Raw genomic sequence first — 14729 nt, 5'->3', positions numbered from 1 at the left:
CCGGGACCGTCGCTCAGCGGGTCTTGTGCAACGCTGAACCCTTGTGCATGGCGACGTGATCGGTTTTGTCGCTTTTGATCTCATACTGCGGGTCGTCGGGGCTGCAGCGGCGCATGTGCCCCTTGTACTCCACATCGCGGGTGTGCACCGCGGTGATGGTTCCGCTGACATGACCGGCCTCGGAGTTCCACGACACGTGGTCACCGACCTTGAACTCGCTCATGATCGCACCTCGATTCCGTTGCCGGCCACCAGCTCTCCGATCACCGGGTAGCCGGGCACCTCCCCCGCGACCAGCAGGCCGCCGGAGGTTTGCGCATCGGCCAGCAGAAGCAGATCGTCCTCACCGACACCGGCGCCGACCCGCAGGTGCGGCCGTACCCACTCCAGGTTACGGCGGGTGCCCCCGGAGATGTAGCCGTCGCGCAGCGCCTCGCGGGCCCCGGCGAGCACCGGTACCGCCGCCGCGTCGACCACCGCGGCCACCCCGGAGGCGCGACACATCTTGTAGAGATGGCCCAGAAGACCGAATCCGGTCACGTCGGTGGCCGCGGTCGCCCCGGCGGCGACGGCGGCCGCAGCGGCTCCGGCGTTGAGTTCGACCATGGAGGCCACCGCCTCGGCGAACACCTGCCCGGTCTGCTTGTGCCGGTTGTTGAGCAACCCCACCCCGATCGGTTTGGTCAACGTCAGCGCCGCACCGGGGCGGGCGGCGTCGTTGCGCAGCAGCCGGGCCGGGTCGGCCACCCCGGTCACCGCCATCCCGTACTTGGGTTCGGGGTCGTCGACAGTGTGCCCGCCGATCACCGGGCAGCCGGCCTGCGCGGCGACCGCCTGCCCGCCGCGCAGCACCTCGGTGAGCATCTCCAGCGGCAGCACCTCGCGCGGCCAGCCGACCAGGTTGACCGCGACCACCGGGCGTCCACCCATCGCATAGATGTCCGACAGCGCGTTGGCGGCCGCGATCCGCCCCCAGTCGTAGGGATCGTCGACCACCGGGGTGAAGAAGTCCGCGGTCGCCAGCACCGCCAGGTCGTCGCCGACGCGGACCGCGGCGGCGTCATCGCCGTCGTCGAGGCCGACGAGGATGTCCTCACCGGCCTGCCCGGTCAGCCCGCGCACCGCCTCTTCGAGCTCACCGGGCGGGATCTTGCAGGCGCAGCCGCCGCCGTGGGCGTATCCGGTCAGCCTGCCCGGGGTGCTCGGGGCGCTCAACGGCGCCAGTAGTCGTTCGCCGCCGCGATCGTCTGGAACTCCAGCGCGACGACCTGCGCGGCGGCGATCAGCCCCTCGGCGTCGTCGGCGTACTCCGGGCGTCCGCCCTTGAGCACCTCGACGTTGGGCTGGATGTTCTTGATCGAACGGCGGGCGATCTGAAACGCCAGCGCCCGGCCCTCTTCGGGGGTGGCGGTGATCAGGGTTCCGCCCGGAACCAACGGCGGGGCCTCATCGGGAGTGGTCATCGGCGCTCCTCACATCGGGTTGGCTGTGCACCTTGCCTGCACTGTATCCGGCGCCGTGTCGGGCGGTCTGCCGGTTCCGCAGGAGGGCCGGTCAGTTAGGTTGGCCGCGGAGGCGTTTGGGTTCCTGGTGGTCCCCCCGGTCTTCAAAACCGGTGAGGCCGAGCAGCTCGGTCTGGCGGGTTCGATTCCCGTCCGCCTCCGCCACCCCGCTCGAGGAGGGTTGTGAGCTGTTGCGTGTTGAGTGGGTTTTGGTGTGCGTAAGTGTGTTCTACTTGATGTCGTGAACCTGGCGGATTGGGCAATCGGTTGGTGTGAATCGCCATAGGGCTTATCGCTGGTTTCGTGAGGGGGCGTTGCCGGTGCCCGCGGAGCGGGTGGGCCGGCTGATCCTGGTCAAGACGGCTGGCGGTTGGTCAGCGGGTTCATCGGCAACGGTGGTGTACGCGCGGGTTTGCAGTCATGATCAGCGCTTGGATTTGGATCGGCAGGTGGCCCGGCTGACCGAATGGGCTACTGGCCGAGGTCTAGGTGTGGGTCAGGTGGTGTGCGAGGTCGGTTCAGGGTTGAACGGCAAACGGCCCAAACTGCGCCGGATCTTGTCAGACCCTGATGTCAGAGTGATCGTCGTGGAGCATCGTGACCGGCTGGCGCGCTTCGGGGTGGAACACCTGGAGGCGGCGCTGTCGGCGCAGGGCCGCCGTATCGTGGTCGCCGACCCGGGTGAGACCACCGATGACCTGGTGCGCGACATGACCGAGGTGTTGACGTCGATGTGCGCCCGGCTGTATGGGCGTCGCGGTGCGGGTAGCCGGGTGATGCGTGCGGCCCCATCGGTACCCGGGCCAACCATCACAGTTGGTACAGGCCATGGCGCCGACACTGCACAAGGCGGTGCCGGCGGAGTATCGGTAAGACCCCGCACCAGCAGGGCCCGACGCGGCGAGGCCAAAACCCAAACCCCGCAAGGGGACGCCGCATGACAGTGCAACCAAAACACACTCAACGGCAACGGTTGTGAGCCACACCGATCCGCGGCGTGCGATCCCGCGCACCGATGCGCTGCTGGCACTGCCGGCGGTGACCGCGGCCCGCGCGCGTCTCGGCGAACAGGTGGTGCGCAGTGTCGTACGCGAGATGCAGGAACGCGCCCGCGCCGGTCGGCTGGCTCCCGAGGCGGTGCCCGACGCGGTGGCCGCGGCGCTGGCCGATCGCACCGCCACCACGTTGCGCCCGGTGCTCAACGCCACCGGGGTGGTGGTGCACACCAACCTGGGTCGCGCACCGTTGGCGCCGGCGGCGGTCGCGGCACTGCACACCGCCAGCGGCTACGTGGACGTAGAGATGGATCTGACCGGCGGGGTCCGCTCGGGGCGCGGGCTGGCCACCCGTGCGGCACTACGCGAGGCCTGCCCGCCGGCCGGCGACGCCCTGGTGGTCAACAACGGAGCCGCCGCGCTGGTGCTGGCCACCACCGCATTGGCGGCCGGCCGCGAGGTGGTGGTCAGCCGCGGCGAGCTGATCGAGATCGGCGCCGGTTTCCGGCTGCCGGAGCTGATCGCGGCGACCGGGGCCCGGCTGCGCGAGGTGGGCGCCACCAACCGCACCCACCTCGACGACTACGCCGCGGCGATCGGCCCGGCCACCGGGTGCGTGCTCAAGGTGCACACCAGCAATTTCCGCATCGAGGGGTTCACCAGCGCGGTGGGGCTGGCGGAGTTGGCCCGCCTCGCCGGCAGCCATGGGGTGGCACTTGTGGCCGACCTGGGCAGCGGACTGCTGGCCCCCGACCCGGTGCTGCCCGACGAACCCGACGCGGCCACCGCCCTGAGCGCCGGGGCGGATCTGGTCACCGCCAGCGGGGACAAACTGCTCGGCGGTCCGCAGGCCGGGTTGCTGCTCGGCCGCGCTGAGCTGATCGCGACGTTGGCGCGCCATCCGCTCGCCCGGGCGTTGCGGGCCGACAAGCTCACCCTCGCCGCGCTGGAGGCGACCCTGAGCGGCGGCGTCACCCCCGTCACCGCGGCCCTGCACGCCGACCCGGACCGGCTGCGCCGGCGCGCCGAGCAACTGGCCGAGGCGGTCGGCGCGACGATGTGCGCCCACGACGGCCGCGTCGGCGGCGGCGGAGCACCCGGGGTGCCGCTGCCGGGCTGGGCGGTGGTGTTGCCGGAGGCGCTCGCCCCGCTGCTGCGCACCGGCACCCCGGCGGTGTTGCCACGAGTGCACCACGGCCGGTGCCTGGTCGACCTGCGGTGTGTCCCCGAGTCCGAGGACGCCCGGGTGGCGGCGGCGGTGACGGCCGCGCTGGAGGCCCTCGGCGACGGTCCCGACGGCCGGGCCCGGTGAGCCCGCTGCCCGCCCGCCATGTGGTGGCCACCGCCGGCCACGTCGACCACGGCAAAACCACCCTGATCGCCGCGCTCACCGGGATGCAGCCCGACCGGTGGGCCGAGGAACACCGCCGAGGGCTCACCATCGATCTGGGCTTCGCGTGGAGCACCCTGTCCGACGAGACAACCGTGGCGTTCGTCGACGTGCCCGGTCATCAACGATTCCTGGCCAACACGCTGGCCGGGCTCGGCCCGGCCCCGGTGGTGTGTTTCGTGGTCGCCGCCGACGAGGGCTGGCAGGCTCAGTCCGACGACCACCGCGACGCGATCGCCGCGCTGGGCATCACCTGCGGGGTGCTGGTGATCACCCGCACCGACCGCGCCCCCGACCGGGTCGAGGACGTGGTTGCGCAGGCTCGCACCGAGTTGGCCGGCACCGGCCTGGCGCAGGCCCCCGCCGTCGCGGTCTGCGCCCCCACCGGGGCGGGGCTGGACACCCTGCGGCACACCCTGCAGCAGGTGCTCGCGCCGGTCCCGCCGCCACCCCCGGTCGACCGGGTGCGGCTGTGGCTCGACCGAGCGTTCACCCTCAGCGGGGCGGGCACCGTGGTGACCGGCACGCTCACGGCCGGCGAACTGCGCCACGGCGGCGAACTGTGGCTGCACGGCGCCGCCGCAGCCCGACCGGTGGCGGTCCGCGCGCTGCACAGCTGCGGACAACCACAGCGCCGGCTGGGGCCGGTGTCGCGGGTGGGAGTGAACCTGCGCGGCGTCGACGTGGTGGCGGTGCACCGCGGCGACGCCCTGCTCACCGCGGAGGCCTGGCCGGTGACCGACGTGCTCGACGTGCGTCGCACCAGCGGCGAGCCCTACCGGTCGGTGCCCCAGCACCTGATGGTCCACGTCGGGACCGCGGCCGTACCGGCGCGGCTGCGCCCCCTCGACGACGACCACGCCCGGCTCACCCTCGCCCGGCACCTGCCGCTGATCGTCGGCGACCCGATGGTGCTGCGCCACCCGGGAAGCCCCCGGTTGCTCGGCGGTGCCCGCACCCTCGACGTCGAACCGCCGCCGTTGCGCCGGCGCGGCGCGGCCCGCAGCCGGGCGGGCGCACTGGCGCAACAGCCCCCCGACGGTGACATCGCCGTCGAGGTCATCCGCCGCGGCGCGGTCGCCCCCGACCACCTGCGTCGCCTCGGCTTTCCCGTCGACTCCAGCCCTCCGGCCGGGGTGCGCGCGGCGGGCCACTGGTGGGTGGCCGACAGCGACTACCGGCGGTGGTGCCGGATGCTCGTCGAGGCCGTCGAGCGCCACCACCGACGAGATCCGGTGGGCGCCGGGCTCTCCCGCGGCGCCGCGGTCGACCTGGTCGGCCTGCCCGAGCCGGCGCTGCTGGACGCGCTCATCGCCGAGACCGGGCTGACGCAGCGCGACGGCCGGCTGTGGACCCCGGGACACGACCGCGACCTCGGCGCGGCCGACGCGGGCATCACCGCGGTGGAGACCCGCCTGGCCGACGCCCCGTTCGCCGCACCGGAGGCTCACGAGCTGGCCGCCCTGCACCTGGGTCCGCGGGAGCTCGCCGCCGCCGAACGCGCCGGGCGGCTGCTGCGCCTCGCCGACACGGTGGTGGTGTTGCCGAGCGCCCCCGCGCTGGCGATGCGCACGGTGAGCCGGCTCCGCCAGCCGTTCACCGTCAGCGATGCCCGCCAAGCGTTGGGCACCACCCGCCGGGTGGTGCTGCCACTGTTGACTCACCTCGACGGGCGCGGCTGGACCCGCCGCGTCGACGCCGCGCACCGCGAGGTGGTGCGCTCGACGTCGTCGGCCGCCGACGGCGGCTCACGCGCTTAGACTGGGTTCATGACCGAGCAACGACTCGACATCCACGGCACCCACCCCGACGCCACCCGTGCGGTGTTGGCGATGGAATCCTTTGTGCGCCAAAGCGGACTGGACCCACGACTGGGCGAACTGGTGAAGATCCGCGCCTCCCAGATCAACGGCTGTGCGTTCTGCCTGGACATGCACCACCGGGATGCCCGCGCCCACGGCGAAGACCAGCGCCGCCTCGACGTCGTGTCGGCCTGGCGGGAGGCGTCGCAGCTGTTCACCGACGCCGAGCGTGCCGCACTCGCCCTCACCGAGAAGGTCACCCTGATCGGGGTGGCCGGGGTCCCCGACGACGTGTGGGAGCAGGTCACCGACGAGTTCTCCGAAGCCGACGTGGTGAATCTGCTGATGGCGATCGCCACGATCAACGTCTGGAACCGGTTGGCGATCGCGACCCACCAGCGTCTGCCCGATCGCGACGCGGACGCCTAAAGCTGCTCGCGGTCGTCGCGGTAGATCTCATAGGCAGCGGTGTACTCCATCACCCGCGCCACCTCGGCGACGAACCCCTCGTCGTGGCCGGCGCGGCGCAGCAGCTGAAACCCCATCTCCATACCCGAACTGATCCCGCCGGCGGTGATGACCCGGCCGGCGTCGACCACCCGGGCGCGGCTGACCCGGCACGCCGGCGCCAATTCAGCGAGTCGGTCGATCGGCACCCGACCCGGTGGCGTCGTCTCGGCGCGGTCACCTTCTTTGCGGCTGGTTGCGGCGATCCCGTCGAGGAGCCCCATCTGGGCGTAGATCCAGGAGCCGGTGCACACACTGGTCAACAGGGTGTTCGACGGCAGCTCCTCGATGTATTCGTGGAGGCGACGATTGTAGGTCTGGGTGCGGGTACCGGCCCCGCCGGGAATCAAAAAGGCATCCATCGACGGGCGGTCGGCGAACCCGTAGCTGGGCAACACGGTGAACCCGGCCTGGGTCTGCACCGGCCGCAACGCCTCGGCGACGAAGAACACCTCCAGCGTCGGATCGAACCGGCGTGCCACCGAGAACACCCCATAGGGGGCGGCGAAGTCGACCACCTCGGCGTCGGTGAACACGTAGATGCCCAGCCGGAATCCGTCGGTCATGATCACTCCTCGCACCGCCGCCGGGGTGCGGCCACACCGCCGGCAATTTCCCTACAGTGGGTTGTATAAACCATTCTCACCCAAATCGTCGACGGCAGTGGTAATACGAGACGCAGACGACACATCGCGCCACCGCACCGACGTCGACCGAGCCGAGGTGAGGAGATGACCGACACCCGCCGGGGGATGGCACCGCTGTTGCCCGGGGGCGAGCCGGTGGAGTCCCTGCTGCGCAGGGCGCAGTTCTTCAGCCCCGGCACCCCGAGCCCGGACTTCCGCGAGTTGCACCGTCGCGACGGCCGGCACGCCGAGGAGTTCTACCGCGAGCGCTGGCGCCACGGCAAGGTGGTGCGCTCCACCCACGGGGTGAACTGCACCGGCTCGTGCTCGTGGAAGGTCTACGTCAAAGAGGGCATCATCACCTGGGAGACCCAGCAGACCGACTACCCCTCGGTCGGGCCGGACATGCCCGAATACGAACCGCGCGGCTGCCCGCGTGGCGCCTCGTTCTCCTGGTACACCTATTCCCCATCGCGACTGCGCTACCCCTATGTGCGCCAGCCTCTGCTGGAGGTGTGGCGCGAGGCCCGGACCCGGCTCGGCGATCCGGTCGCGGCCTGGGCCGACATCGTCGCCGACCCGGTGCGCACCGCCGCCTACAAGAACACCCGCGGCAAAGGCGGGTTCCTACGCTCCAGCTGGGCGGAGGTCAGCGAACTGATCGCGGCCGCCCACGTCCACACGATCAAGGAGTTCGGTCCCGACCGCGTGGTCGGCTTCTCCCCCATCCCGGCGATGTCGCAGGTCTCCTACGCCGCCGGTACCCGGTTCCTGTCGATGATCGGCGGCACCATCTTGTCGTTCTACGACTGGTACGCCGATCTGCCACCGTCCTCACCGCAGGTGTACGGCGATCAGACCGACGTCCCGGAGTCCGGGGACTGGTGGAACGCCGCCTACCTGATCATCTGGGGCACGAACCTGCCGATCACCCGCACCCCCGACGCGCACTTCATGACCGAGGCCCGCTACCGCGGCCAAAAGGTGGTGGTGGTCAGCCCTGACTTCTCCGATCACACCAAGTTCGCCGACGACTGGCTGGCCTGTAACCCCGGAACCGACGGGGCGCTGGCGATGGCGATGGGCCACGTCGTGTTGACCGAGTTCTTCCGCGACCGGCAGGTCCCCTACTTCCAGACCTACGTCAAGACCTACACCGACCTGCCGTTCCTGGTGACCCTGCGGCCCCGCGACACCGAGTCGGGGGCGTCTCCCACCTACGTGCCCGATCGGTTCCTCACCGCCGCCGACCTCGGCGAGACCGACGAGGGCGCACCGCACCGCACCGTGCTGATCGACAGCGCCACCGACGAACCGTTCTTCCCCAACGGCACCCTTGCTGACCATTTCTCTGAATCCGGCAAGGGCCGCTGGAACCTTGACCTCGGTGGGCGCGACCCGCTACTCAGCGTCTATAGCTCCACCGACTCCGCCGTCGACGCCGTCACCGTCGATCTGCCCCGCTTCGACATCGGAGCCACCGAGGGCGGGGCCACCGTGCGTCGCGGCCTACCGGTGCGCCGGATCGGTGACCGCCTGGTGTGCACCGTGTTCGACCTGCTGATGGCGCACTACGCGGTCGGCCGCGACGGCCTACCCGGGGAATGGCCGACCGGCTACGACGATGCGAGCCAACCGCACACGCCGGCCTGGCAGGAACGGATCACCGCTGTACCCGCCGAAGCCACGGCGCGGGTGGCGCGGGAATTCGCCCGCACCGCCGAACTCTCCAACGGCCGGGCGATGATCACGATGGGCGCGGGAACCAACCACTGGTACCACTCCGATCAGATCTACCGCACGTTTTTCACCCTGACCATGCTCTGCGGCTGCCAGGGCGTCAACGGCGGCGGCTGGGCGCACTACGTCGGGCAGGAGAAGGTGCGTCCGCTGACCGGCTGGCAGCAGGTGGCGTTCGCCTTCGACTGGCAGCGCCCCACCCGGCACATGACCGGCACATCGTTCTTCTACCTGCACAGCGACCAGTGGCGCTACGAGAGGTTCGGCGCCGAGGAACTCGCCAGTCCCCTGGCACGCGGCCTGTTCGCCGACAAGGCGATGGCCGACACGATCGCGCAGGCCAGCCGACTGGGCTGGACACCGTCGCATCCGGCGTTCGACCGCAACCCGCTGGACATCGCCGATGCCGCCGCGGCGGCCGGCAAGCCCGTCGCCGACTACGTCGTCGACGAGATCAAGTCGGGCCGGCTGGGTTTCGCCGGGGAGGACCCGGACAATCCGGTGAATTTTCCGCGGGTGCTGACGGTGTGGCGGGCGAACCTGCTCGGCTCCTCGGGCAAGGGCATGGAGTATTTCATGCGCCATCTGCTCGGCGCCGATAATGCGGTGCGCGCCACCGAATCTCCGCCGCAGGTACGCCCCACCGAGGTGGCCTGGCACGACGACGCGCCGCGCGGCAAGCTCGACCTGGTCACCACCGTCGACTTTCGGATGACCTCCACCTGCAGCTACTCCGATATCGTGCTGCCCGCGGCCACCTGGTACGAGAAGCACGACCTGTCCACCACCGACATGCACCCGTTCGTGCACTCGTTCAACCCGGCGATCGCCCCGCCGTGGGAGGCGCGCACCGACTTCGACGCGTTCGCGACCATCGCCGAGCAGTTCTCCCGGCTCGCGGCGCGACACCTGGGCTCCCGCACCGACGTGTTGGCGGTGCCGCTGATGCACGACTCCGCCGACGAACTGGCCCAGCCCGGTGGCGTGGTCCGCGACTGGCGCTACGGGCAGTGCGACCCGGTGCCGGGGGTGACCATGCCGAAGCTGGTCACCGTCGAACGGGACTTCACCGCGGTCGCCGACAAGATGGCCGCCCTGGGTCCGCTGGTGGAAACGGTGGGGACCGGTGTCAAGGGCATCCAGTGGAAACCGACGAACGCGGTGGAGTACCTGCGCCGCACGAACGGGGTGGTGCGCGGCGGCGTCGCGGCCGGCCGACCGTCGCTGGCCCGCGATATCCACATGGCGGAGGCGATCCTGGCGCTGTCGGGCACCACCAACGGGGAGGTGGCCCTGCAGGGCTGGGAGGCGATGGAGGAGCGCACCGGGATGCGGCTGGTGGATCTGGCCGAGGAGCGTGCCGGCGACCAGATCACGTTCGCCGACACCCAGGTTCAGCCGCGGGCGGTGATCACCTCCGCGGAGTGGTCGGGCAGTGAGACCGGTGGGCGGCGCTACTCCCCGTTCGTGGTCAACGTCGAGCGCCTCAAACCGTGGCACACGCTGACCGGGCGGATGCACTTCTTCCTCGACCATGACTGGATCGCCGAGTACGGCGAATGGTTGCCGTGCTATCGCCCGCCGTTGAACTACATCAGCCACTTCGGCGAGCAAGGCCTGCCCGAGGAGCGTCGCCCCGAGATCACGGTGCGCTATCTGACCCCGCATTCGAAGTGGTCGATCCACTCCGAGTACCAGGACAACCTGCACATGTTGCGGCTGTTCCGCGGTGGGCCGGTGATCTGGATGAGCCCAGCGGACGCGGCGACGATCGGGGTGGCCGACAACGACTGGATCGAGGCCTACAACCGCAACGGGGTGGTGGGGTGCCGGGCGGTGGTCACCCACCGGATGCCCAAGGGAACGGTGTTCATGTACCACACCATGGACCGGCATCTGATGACCCCGATCACCGAGGTCTCCAAACTGCACGGCGGCGGGGACAACGCGCTGACCCGGCTGGTGATCAAACCCACTCACCTGATCGGGGGCTATGCGCAGTTGTCGTTCGGGTTCAACTACTACGGGCCCACCGGAAGCCAGCGTGACGAGATCACCGTCATCCGGCGACGTTCCCAGGAGGTGAGATACCGATGAGGGTGATGGCCAACGTGGCCATGGTGATGAACCTGGACAAGTGCATCGGCTGCCATACCTGCACCGTCACCTGCAAGCAGGTGTGGACCAACCGGCCGGGCACCGAATACGTCTACTTCAACAACGTGGAGACCAAGCCCGGGGTCGGCTATCCCAAACGTTACGAGGACCAGGACTACTGGCACGGCGGCTGGACGCTGGACAAGAAGGGCAGGCTGAAACTGAAAGCCGGTGGGCGGCTGCGCAAACTGCTGTCGATCTTCTACAACCCCGACCTGCCGTCCATCGACGACTACGGCGACCCGTGGACCTACGACTACCAGAGCGTCATCGACGCCCCGCTGGGCACCCCGAACCCCACCGCCCATTCGATCTCGGCGCTGACCGGCAAGGACATGAACGTGTCGTGGGGCTCGAACTTCGACGACGACCTCGCCGGTGCTCCCGAACACGCCATCCACGACCCGAACCTCGCCGGGCTCGAGGAGAAGGTGAAGATGGAGTTCGAAGAAGTCTTCATGTTCTACCTGCCGCGAATCTGCGAGCACTGCCTCAACCCGTCGTGTGTGGCGTCGTGTCCGTCGGGGGCGATGTACAAACGCGCCGAGGACGGGATCGTGCTCGTCGACCAGGACCGCTGTCGCGGCTGGCGGTTCTGTGTTTCCGGATGTCCTTACAAGAAGGTGTATTTCAACCACCGCACCGGCAAGGCCGAGAAGTGCACGTTCTGCTTCCCGCGCATCGAGCAGGGGTTGCCGACCATCTGCAGCGAGACCTGCGTCGGGCGGCTGCGGTATCTGGGCCTGTTCCTCTACGACGCGGACAAGGTGCTCGACGCCGCCGCCACCCCCGACGTGCAGGACCTCTATCAGGCGCAGCTGGACGTGTTCTTGGACCCCCACGACCCGCAGGTCCAGGCCGAAGCCGAACGGTCCGGTATCCCCCACGACTGGGTCGAAGCGGCCCAGCGCTCCCCGTGTTACGAGTTGGCGGTCCGGCACAAGGTGGCGCTGCCGCTGCATCCGGAATACCGCACCCTGCCGATGGTTTGGTACATCCCACCGTTGTCCCCGGTGGCCGACGTGGTCAACGCCGCCGGCTACGACGCCGCCACCCCCGACAACGTGTTCGCCACCATCGATGCGCTGCGGATTCCGATCGACTACCTGGCGAACCTGTTCACCGCCGGCGACTCCGAGCTGATCCGCACCGTGCTGCGCAAACTGACCGTGGTGCGCACCATCCAGCGCGCCGCACAACTCGGTTTGGAGATCGATGAGAACCTGCCGGCGTCGGTCGGCGCCACCTCCGAGGAACTCGACGATCTCTACCGGCTGCTGGCGATCGCGAAATACGAAGAACGCTACGTCATCCCGCCCGCTCACCAGGAGGAGGCGGGACGGCTCATGGGGCAGCACGAACAGTTGTTCTGCAGCCTGGACACCGACGGCGGCCCCGGCATGGGCGGGATGGGCCCACCCGGCCCACACGGGGTCAGCTCCTATCAACCCGGGCAGGTAAAACCCGACGCCGGCAACCCCGCGATCCCGACGTCGGGATTCAACCTGCTCAACTGGGACGGCCGCAGCACCGCCTCGGGCATGTTCCCGGAGCCGGGGCCGGCATGAACACCGCCACCGCGAAACTCGCCTCGGTGCTGCTGCAATACCCGACCACCGCGCTCTTCGACGGGCTCGCGGAGCTGACCGCGTTCGCCGCCGAGACCGGCCCGAAACCGGCCCGGCGCCATTTCGGCCGTTTCCTCGACTGGCTGGGATGCACCCCGCCGGACGCGGTGGCCCAGCACTATGTCCAGACGTTCGATCTACGGCGGCGCTGCACGCTGTATCTGACCTACTACCGCTACGGCGACACCCGCAAACGGGGAATGGCGATGGTGATCGTCAAAACCGCCTACCGCGACGCGGGGTTCGTTCCCGACGAGGAGGAGCTGCCCGACTATCTGCCGATGATGCTCGACTTCGCCGCGCTCTGCCCACGAGGCGCCCGGCTTCTCACCGGCCACCGCACCGATCTGGAACTTCTGCGCCGCGGGCTGGCGGCCGCCGAGTCCCCCTACGCCGACGTGGCGGCCGCGGTGATCGCTGCGCTGCCCAAACTGGGCCGCTACGAACTCAACCAGGTGCGCAGCGCCTGGGCTTCCGGGCCACCACAAGAAGACGTCGGGCTCGAACCGTTCGCCCCGCCGGACTATCTGGCCGGCTACGGCGCTGCACCGACCTCCTCGTTGGGAGCAGAGCAGTGCCGAACATAACCACCTGGCACCTGTGGTGGTGGGTGATCCTGCCCTACATCTCGATCGCGGTGTTCATCGTCGGCCACATCTGGCGGTGGCGCTATGACCAGTTCGGCTGGACCAGCCGCTCCACCCAGCTGCAGGAGCAACGGATCCTCAAATGGGGGGCGCCCCTTTTCCATTATTCGGCGTTGGCCGCGATCGCCGGGCACGCGATGGGGATTTTGGTCCCGAAGTCGTTCACCGACTGGATCGGTATCCCCGAGACGCTCTACCAGGACGTCTCGGCGATCGCCGGGTCCGCCGCAGCGGTCGGCGTGCTCGCCGGAGGGGCCTTACTCACCTTCCGGCGTACCGCGGTGCCGCGGGTGCGCGCGACGACCAGCCCGGTGGACTACCTGGCATTGATCCTGCTGGGGGTCATCGTGCTACTGGGCATCTGGCTGACTCTGGGCATCCAGGACACCGCCCACTACGAGTATCGGGACACCGTCGGGGTGTGGTTCCGCAGCCTGTTCGCCCTGCACCCCAATGTCGCGGTGATCATGGATGCGCCGCTGATGTACAGGGTGCATGCGATCGCGGCGTGGGCGATCTTCCTCGTCTGGCCATTCAGCCGGTTGGTCCACGCGTGGAGCTATCCGCTGTGGTATCTGTGGCGGCCCTACATCGTGGTGCGCCACAGCGCGCCGCGTTTGCCACAGGAGCCGGGTACCGGCGGGCGGCGGTGGCGCAAGATCGGGGTGCGTTACTGAGGAGGCGAGGTCTCGGTGCCGGCCCCGTGGGCGTGGCTGCCGGGGAGACTGCTGTCGCGTCGGCTTCGGCGCGACAGGAGCACATGCCAGACCGGCGCCACCACACCGCAGAACGTCATTATCACCCCGATCGGCGGGGCGCTGTCGAGCACCGCGACGCCGGCGACAGCGATCAATAGGCCGTTCACCACGAGCACGGGGGTGCTCCACCACCGTTCGGGACTCAACGGCCCCGCCAGCACGGTGGGGTCGCTGCGGCGCAGACGCAGCACCCGCCATGCCCCCGCCGCCATCATGGCGAGAATGACCGCTAGGGCCGCGAAGAAGAACCCCATCCGGGTCGGCAACTCCGGGTTCGGGGCCACGAATGCGCTGACCGCGATCACGCCGAAAATGCCGGCGGCCAGCGCGCCCAGGCCGGCTCCGATCCGCCACGGCATCGGGTTGATCGGGTGGGCCACCGGTTCCGCCAAGGCGGCGGCGCCGACCTCGTCGCCTGCCGTCGGCGCCGTCGGGGTCGGCAGGACCAGAAGGAGCGCGGCGGTGCGGTCGGGGACCAGGATACCGGTGTGCACGCTTGCCGCGATACCGTTGTACACCAGATCCCACAACCGTTGGTTCCGTTGGGCCAGAGCCAGATCCAGGCGGTGGACGGAACGGCCCGCCGAATCGATGAATGAGATGTCGCCGCCGTTGACGGTGACGTCGCTGAGTTCATACAGGCTCACCCAGGACTTGCCCTGCTGCAGCCACCGAGCACCGGCCAGCAGCCACTCCCGGGACCCGATCAACCACCAGCACAGCGTGGCGAGCGCGCCGACGGTGATGGCCAACGTCACGGGATGCTCACGGACCGACAAACCGCTGCCCCACCAGATCAGTGCGGCGACAACCCCCGCGAGCGACAGCGCGATCGCGAGGTCACGCCAGAATAGCCGCCGCGAGGTGGTCACCCACTCCAGCGGCGGGCCCCACAGCTCCTGTGGGGGAAGGGCATACCGGGGCTTTCCCAACGGTCGCACCGTTGCGGCCGTCCCCTCGTAAACGCGCGGCGCCCG

The 14729-nt window shown here is 69.7% G+C and carries 12 protein-coding genes, 1 tRNA gene and 1 pseudogene; 9 read left to right on the top strand and 5 right to left on the bottom strand.

The genetic code is table 11. The features are described from left to right. Window positions 1-13: 13 nt before the first annotated feature. From B8W67_RS10270 to B8W67_RS10260, 3 genes are read right to left on the bottom strand one after another with little or no spacing between them, the layout of a single operon-like run. The gene (locus tag B8W67_RS10270) at window positions 14-223 is read right to left on the bottom strand and encodes a hypervirulence associated TUDOR domain-containing protein (RefSeq protein WP_069392244.1); all 210 of its coding nucleotides are present in this window, start codon (window positions 221-223) and stop codon (window positions 14-16) included. Beyond that, complete coding sequence (selD, locus tag B8W67_RS10265) at window positions 220-1215, bottom strand: selenide, water dikinase SelD (protein WP_085303864.1); 996 nt, start codon at window positions 1213-1215, stop codon at window positions 220-222. The genes B8W67_RS10270 and selD overlap by 4 nt, the downstream gene beginning before the upstream one ends. Continuing rightward, window positions 1212-1463 (bottom strand): hexameric tyrosine-coordinated heme protein, encoded by a 252-nt coding sequence (locus tag B8W67_RS10260; protein WP_069392246.1) that lies wholly within the window; start codon window positions 1461-1463, stop codon window positions 1212-1214. Before B8W67_RS10260 ends, selD begins: the two co-directional genes overlap by 4 nt. A 108-nt stretch (window positions 1464-1571) precedes the next feature. Between B8W67_RS10260 and B8W67_RS10255 the strand changes: the two genes are divergently transcribed. The 5 genes and pseudogenes from B8W67_RS10255 (at window position 1572) to B8W67_RS10235 (ending at window position 6118) form a co-directional block, all read left to right on the top strand. Beyond that, window positions 1572-1667: transfer RNA gene (locus B8W67_RS10255), tRNA-Sec, on the top strand. 76 nt (window positions 1668-1743) lie between these two features. Beyond that, a pseudogene (locus B8W67_RS10250) lies at window positions 1744-2287 on the top strand (IS607 family transposase); the annotation flags it as partial. A 190-nt stretch (window positions 2288-2477) separates the two neighbouring features. Then, window positions 2478-3809 carry an L-seryl-tRNA(Sec) selenium transferase gene (gene selA / locus B8W67_RS10245; RefSeq protein ID WP_085303862.1) on the top strand — a complete coding sequence of 444 codons (1332 nt, stop codon included), beginning with the start codon at window positions 2478-2480 and terminating at the stop codon, window positions 3807-3809. Next, complete coding sequence (selB, locus tag B8W67_RS10240; protein WP_234806722.1) at window positions 3806-5647, top strand: selenocysteine-specific translation elongation factor; 1842 nt, start codon at window positions 3806-3808, stop codon at window positions 5645-5647. The genes selA and selB overlap by 4 nt, the downstream gene beginning before the upstream one ends. Window positions 5648-5656: 9 nt before the next feature. Beyond that, a complete protein-coding gene (locus B8W67_RS10235; protein WP_085303860.1) occupies window positions 5657-6118 on the top strand; it encodes a carboxymuconolactone decarboxylase family protein in 462 nt (153 codons plus the stop codon). Here the strand turns inward: B8W67_RS10235 and B8W67_RS10230 are convergent. Next, window positions 6115-6762, bottom strand: a complete 648-nt coding sequence (locus B8W67_RS10230) for a DJ-1/PfpI family protein (RefSeq protein ID WP_085303886.1) — start codon at window positions 6760-6762, stop codon at window positions 6115-6117. The genes B8W67_RS10235 and B8W67_RS10230 overlap by 4 nt on opposite strands. A 165-nt stretch (window positions 6763-6927) precedes the next feature. Between B8W67_RS10230 and B8W67_RS10225 the strand changes: the two genes are divergently transcribed. Genes B8W67_RS10225 through narI form a run of 4 tightly spaced genes read left to right on the top strand, consistent with a single transcriptional unit; the run spans window position 6928 to window position 13671 of the window. Then, complete coding sequence (locus B8W67_RS10225; RefSeq protein WP_197747594.1) at window positions 6928-10659, top strand: nitrate reductase subunit alpha; 3732 nt, start codon at window positions 6928-6930, stop codon at window positions 10657-10659. Continuing rightward, a complete protein-coding gene (gene narH / locus B8W67_RS10220) occupies window positions 10656-12287 on the top strand; it encodes a nitrate reductase subunit beta (protein ID WP_085303858.1) in 1632 nt (543 codons plus the stop codon). Before B8W67_RS10225 ends, narH begins: the two co-directional genes overlap by 4 nt. Beyond that, window positions 12284-12934: a nitrate reductase molybdenum cofactor assembly chaperone gene (gene narJ, locus B8W67_RS10215; RefSeq protein WP_085303856.1), complete on the top strand. Its 651-nt coding sequence runs from the start codon at window positions 12284-12286 to the stop codon at window positions 12932-12934. Before narH ends, narJ begins: the two co-directional genes overlap by 4 nt. After that, window positions 12922-13671, top strand: coding sequence for a respiratory nitrate reductase subunit gamma (gene narI / locus B8W67_RS10210; RefSeq protein WP_234793894.1), 750 nt, complete (start codon window positions 12922-12924; stop codon window positions 13669-13671). The genes narJ and narI overlap by 13 nt, the downstream gene beginning before the upstream one ends. On the opposite strand, the gene B8W67_RS10205 is transcribed toward narI, so the two are convergent. After that, complete coding sequence (locus tag B8W67_RS10205; protein ID WP_133056092.1) at window positions 13665-14684, bottom strand: hypothetical protein; 1020 nt, start codon at window positions 14682-14684, stop codon at window positions 13665-13667. The genes narI and B8W67_RS10205 overlap by 7 nt on opposite strands. Window positions 14685-14729: the final 45 nt, after the last annotated feature.

The organism is Mycolicibacillus koreensis (assembly GCF_002104795.1).
GTDB lineage: Bacteria > Actinomycetota > Actinomycetes > Mycobacteriales > Mycobacteriaceae > Mycobacterium > Mycobacterium koreense.
The sequence above is the reverse complement of the archived record's forward strand: the minus strand, read 5'-3'. Positions and strand labels throughout refer to the sequence as shown.

Bases quoted from the DNA above. Each gene is read 5' to 3' on its own strand.
- B8W67_RS10270 (WP_069392244.1), bottom strand. From the start codon at position 223: ATGAGCGAGTTCAAGGTCGGTGACCACGTGTCGTGGAACTCCGAGGCC.
- B8W67_RS10260 (WP_069392246.1), bottom strand. From the start codon at position 1,463: ATGACCACTCCCGATGAGGCCCCGCCGTTGGTTCCGGGCGGAACCCTG.
- B8W67_RS10235 (WP_085303860.1), top strand. From the start codon at position 5,657: ATGACCGAGCAACGACTCGACATCCACGGCACCCACCCCGACGCCACC.
- B8W67_RS10230 (WP_085303886.1), bottom strand. From the start codon at position 6,762: ATGACCGACGGATTCCGGCTGGGCATCTACGTGTTCACCGACGCCGAG.
- B8W67_RS10225 (WP_197747594.1), top strand. From the start codon at position 6,928: ATGACCGACACCCGCCGGGGGATGGCACCGCTGTTGCCCGGGGGCGAG.
- narH (WP_085303858.1), top strand. From the start codon at position 10,656: ATGAGGGTGATGGCCAACGTGGCCATGGTGATGAACCTGGACAAGTGC.
- narJ (WP_085303856.1), top strand. From the start codon at position 12,284: ATGAACACCGCCACCGCGAAACTCGCCTCGGTGCTGCTGCAATACCCG.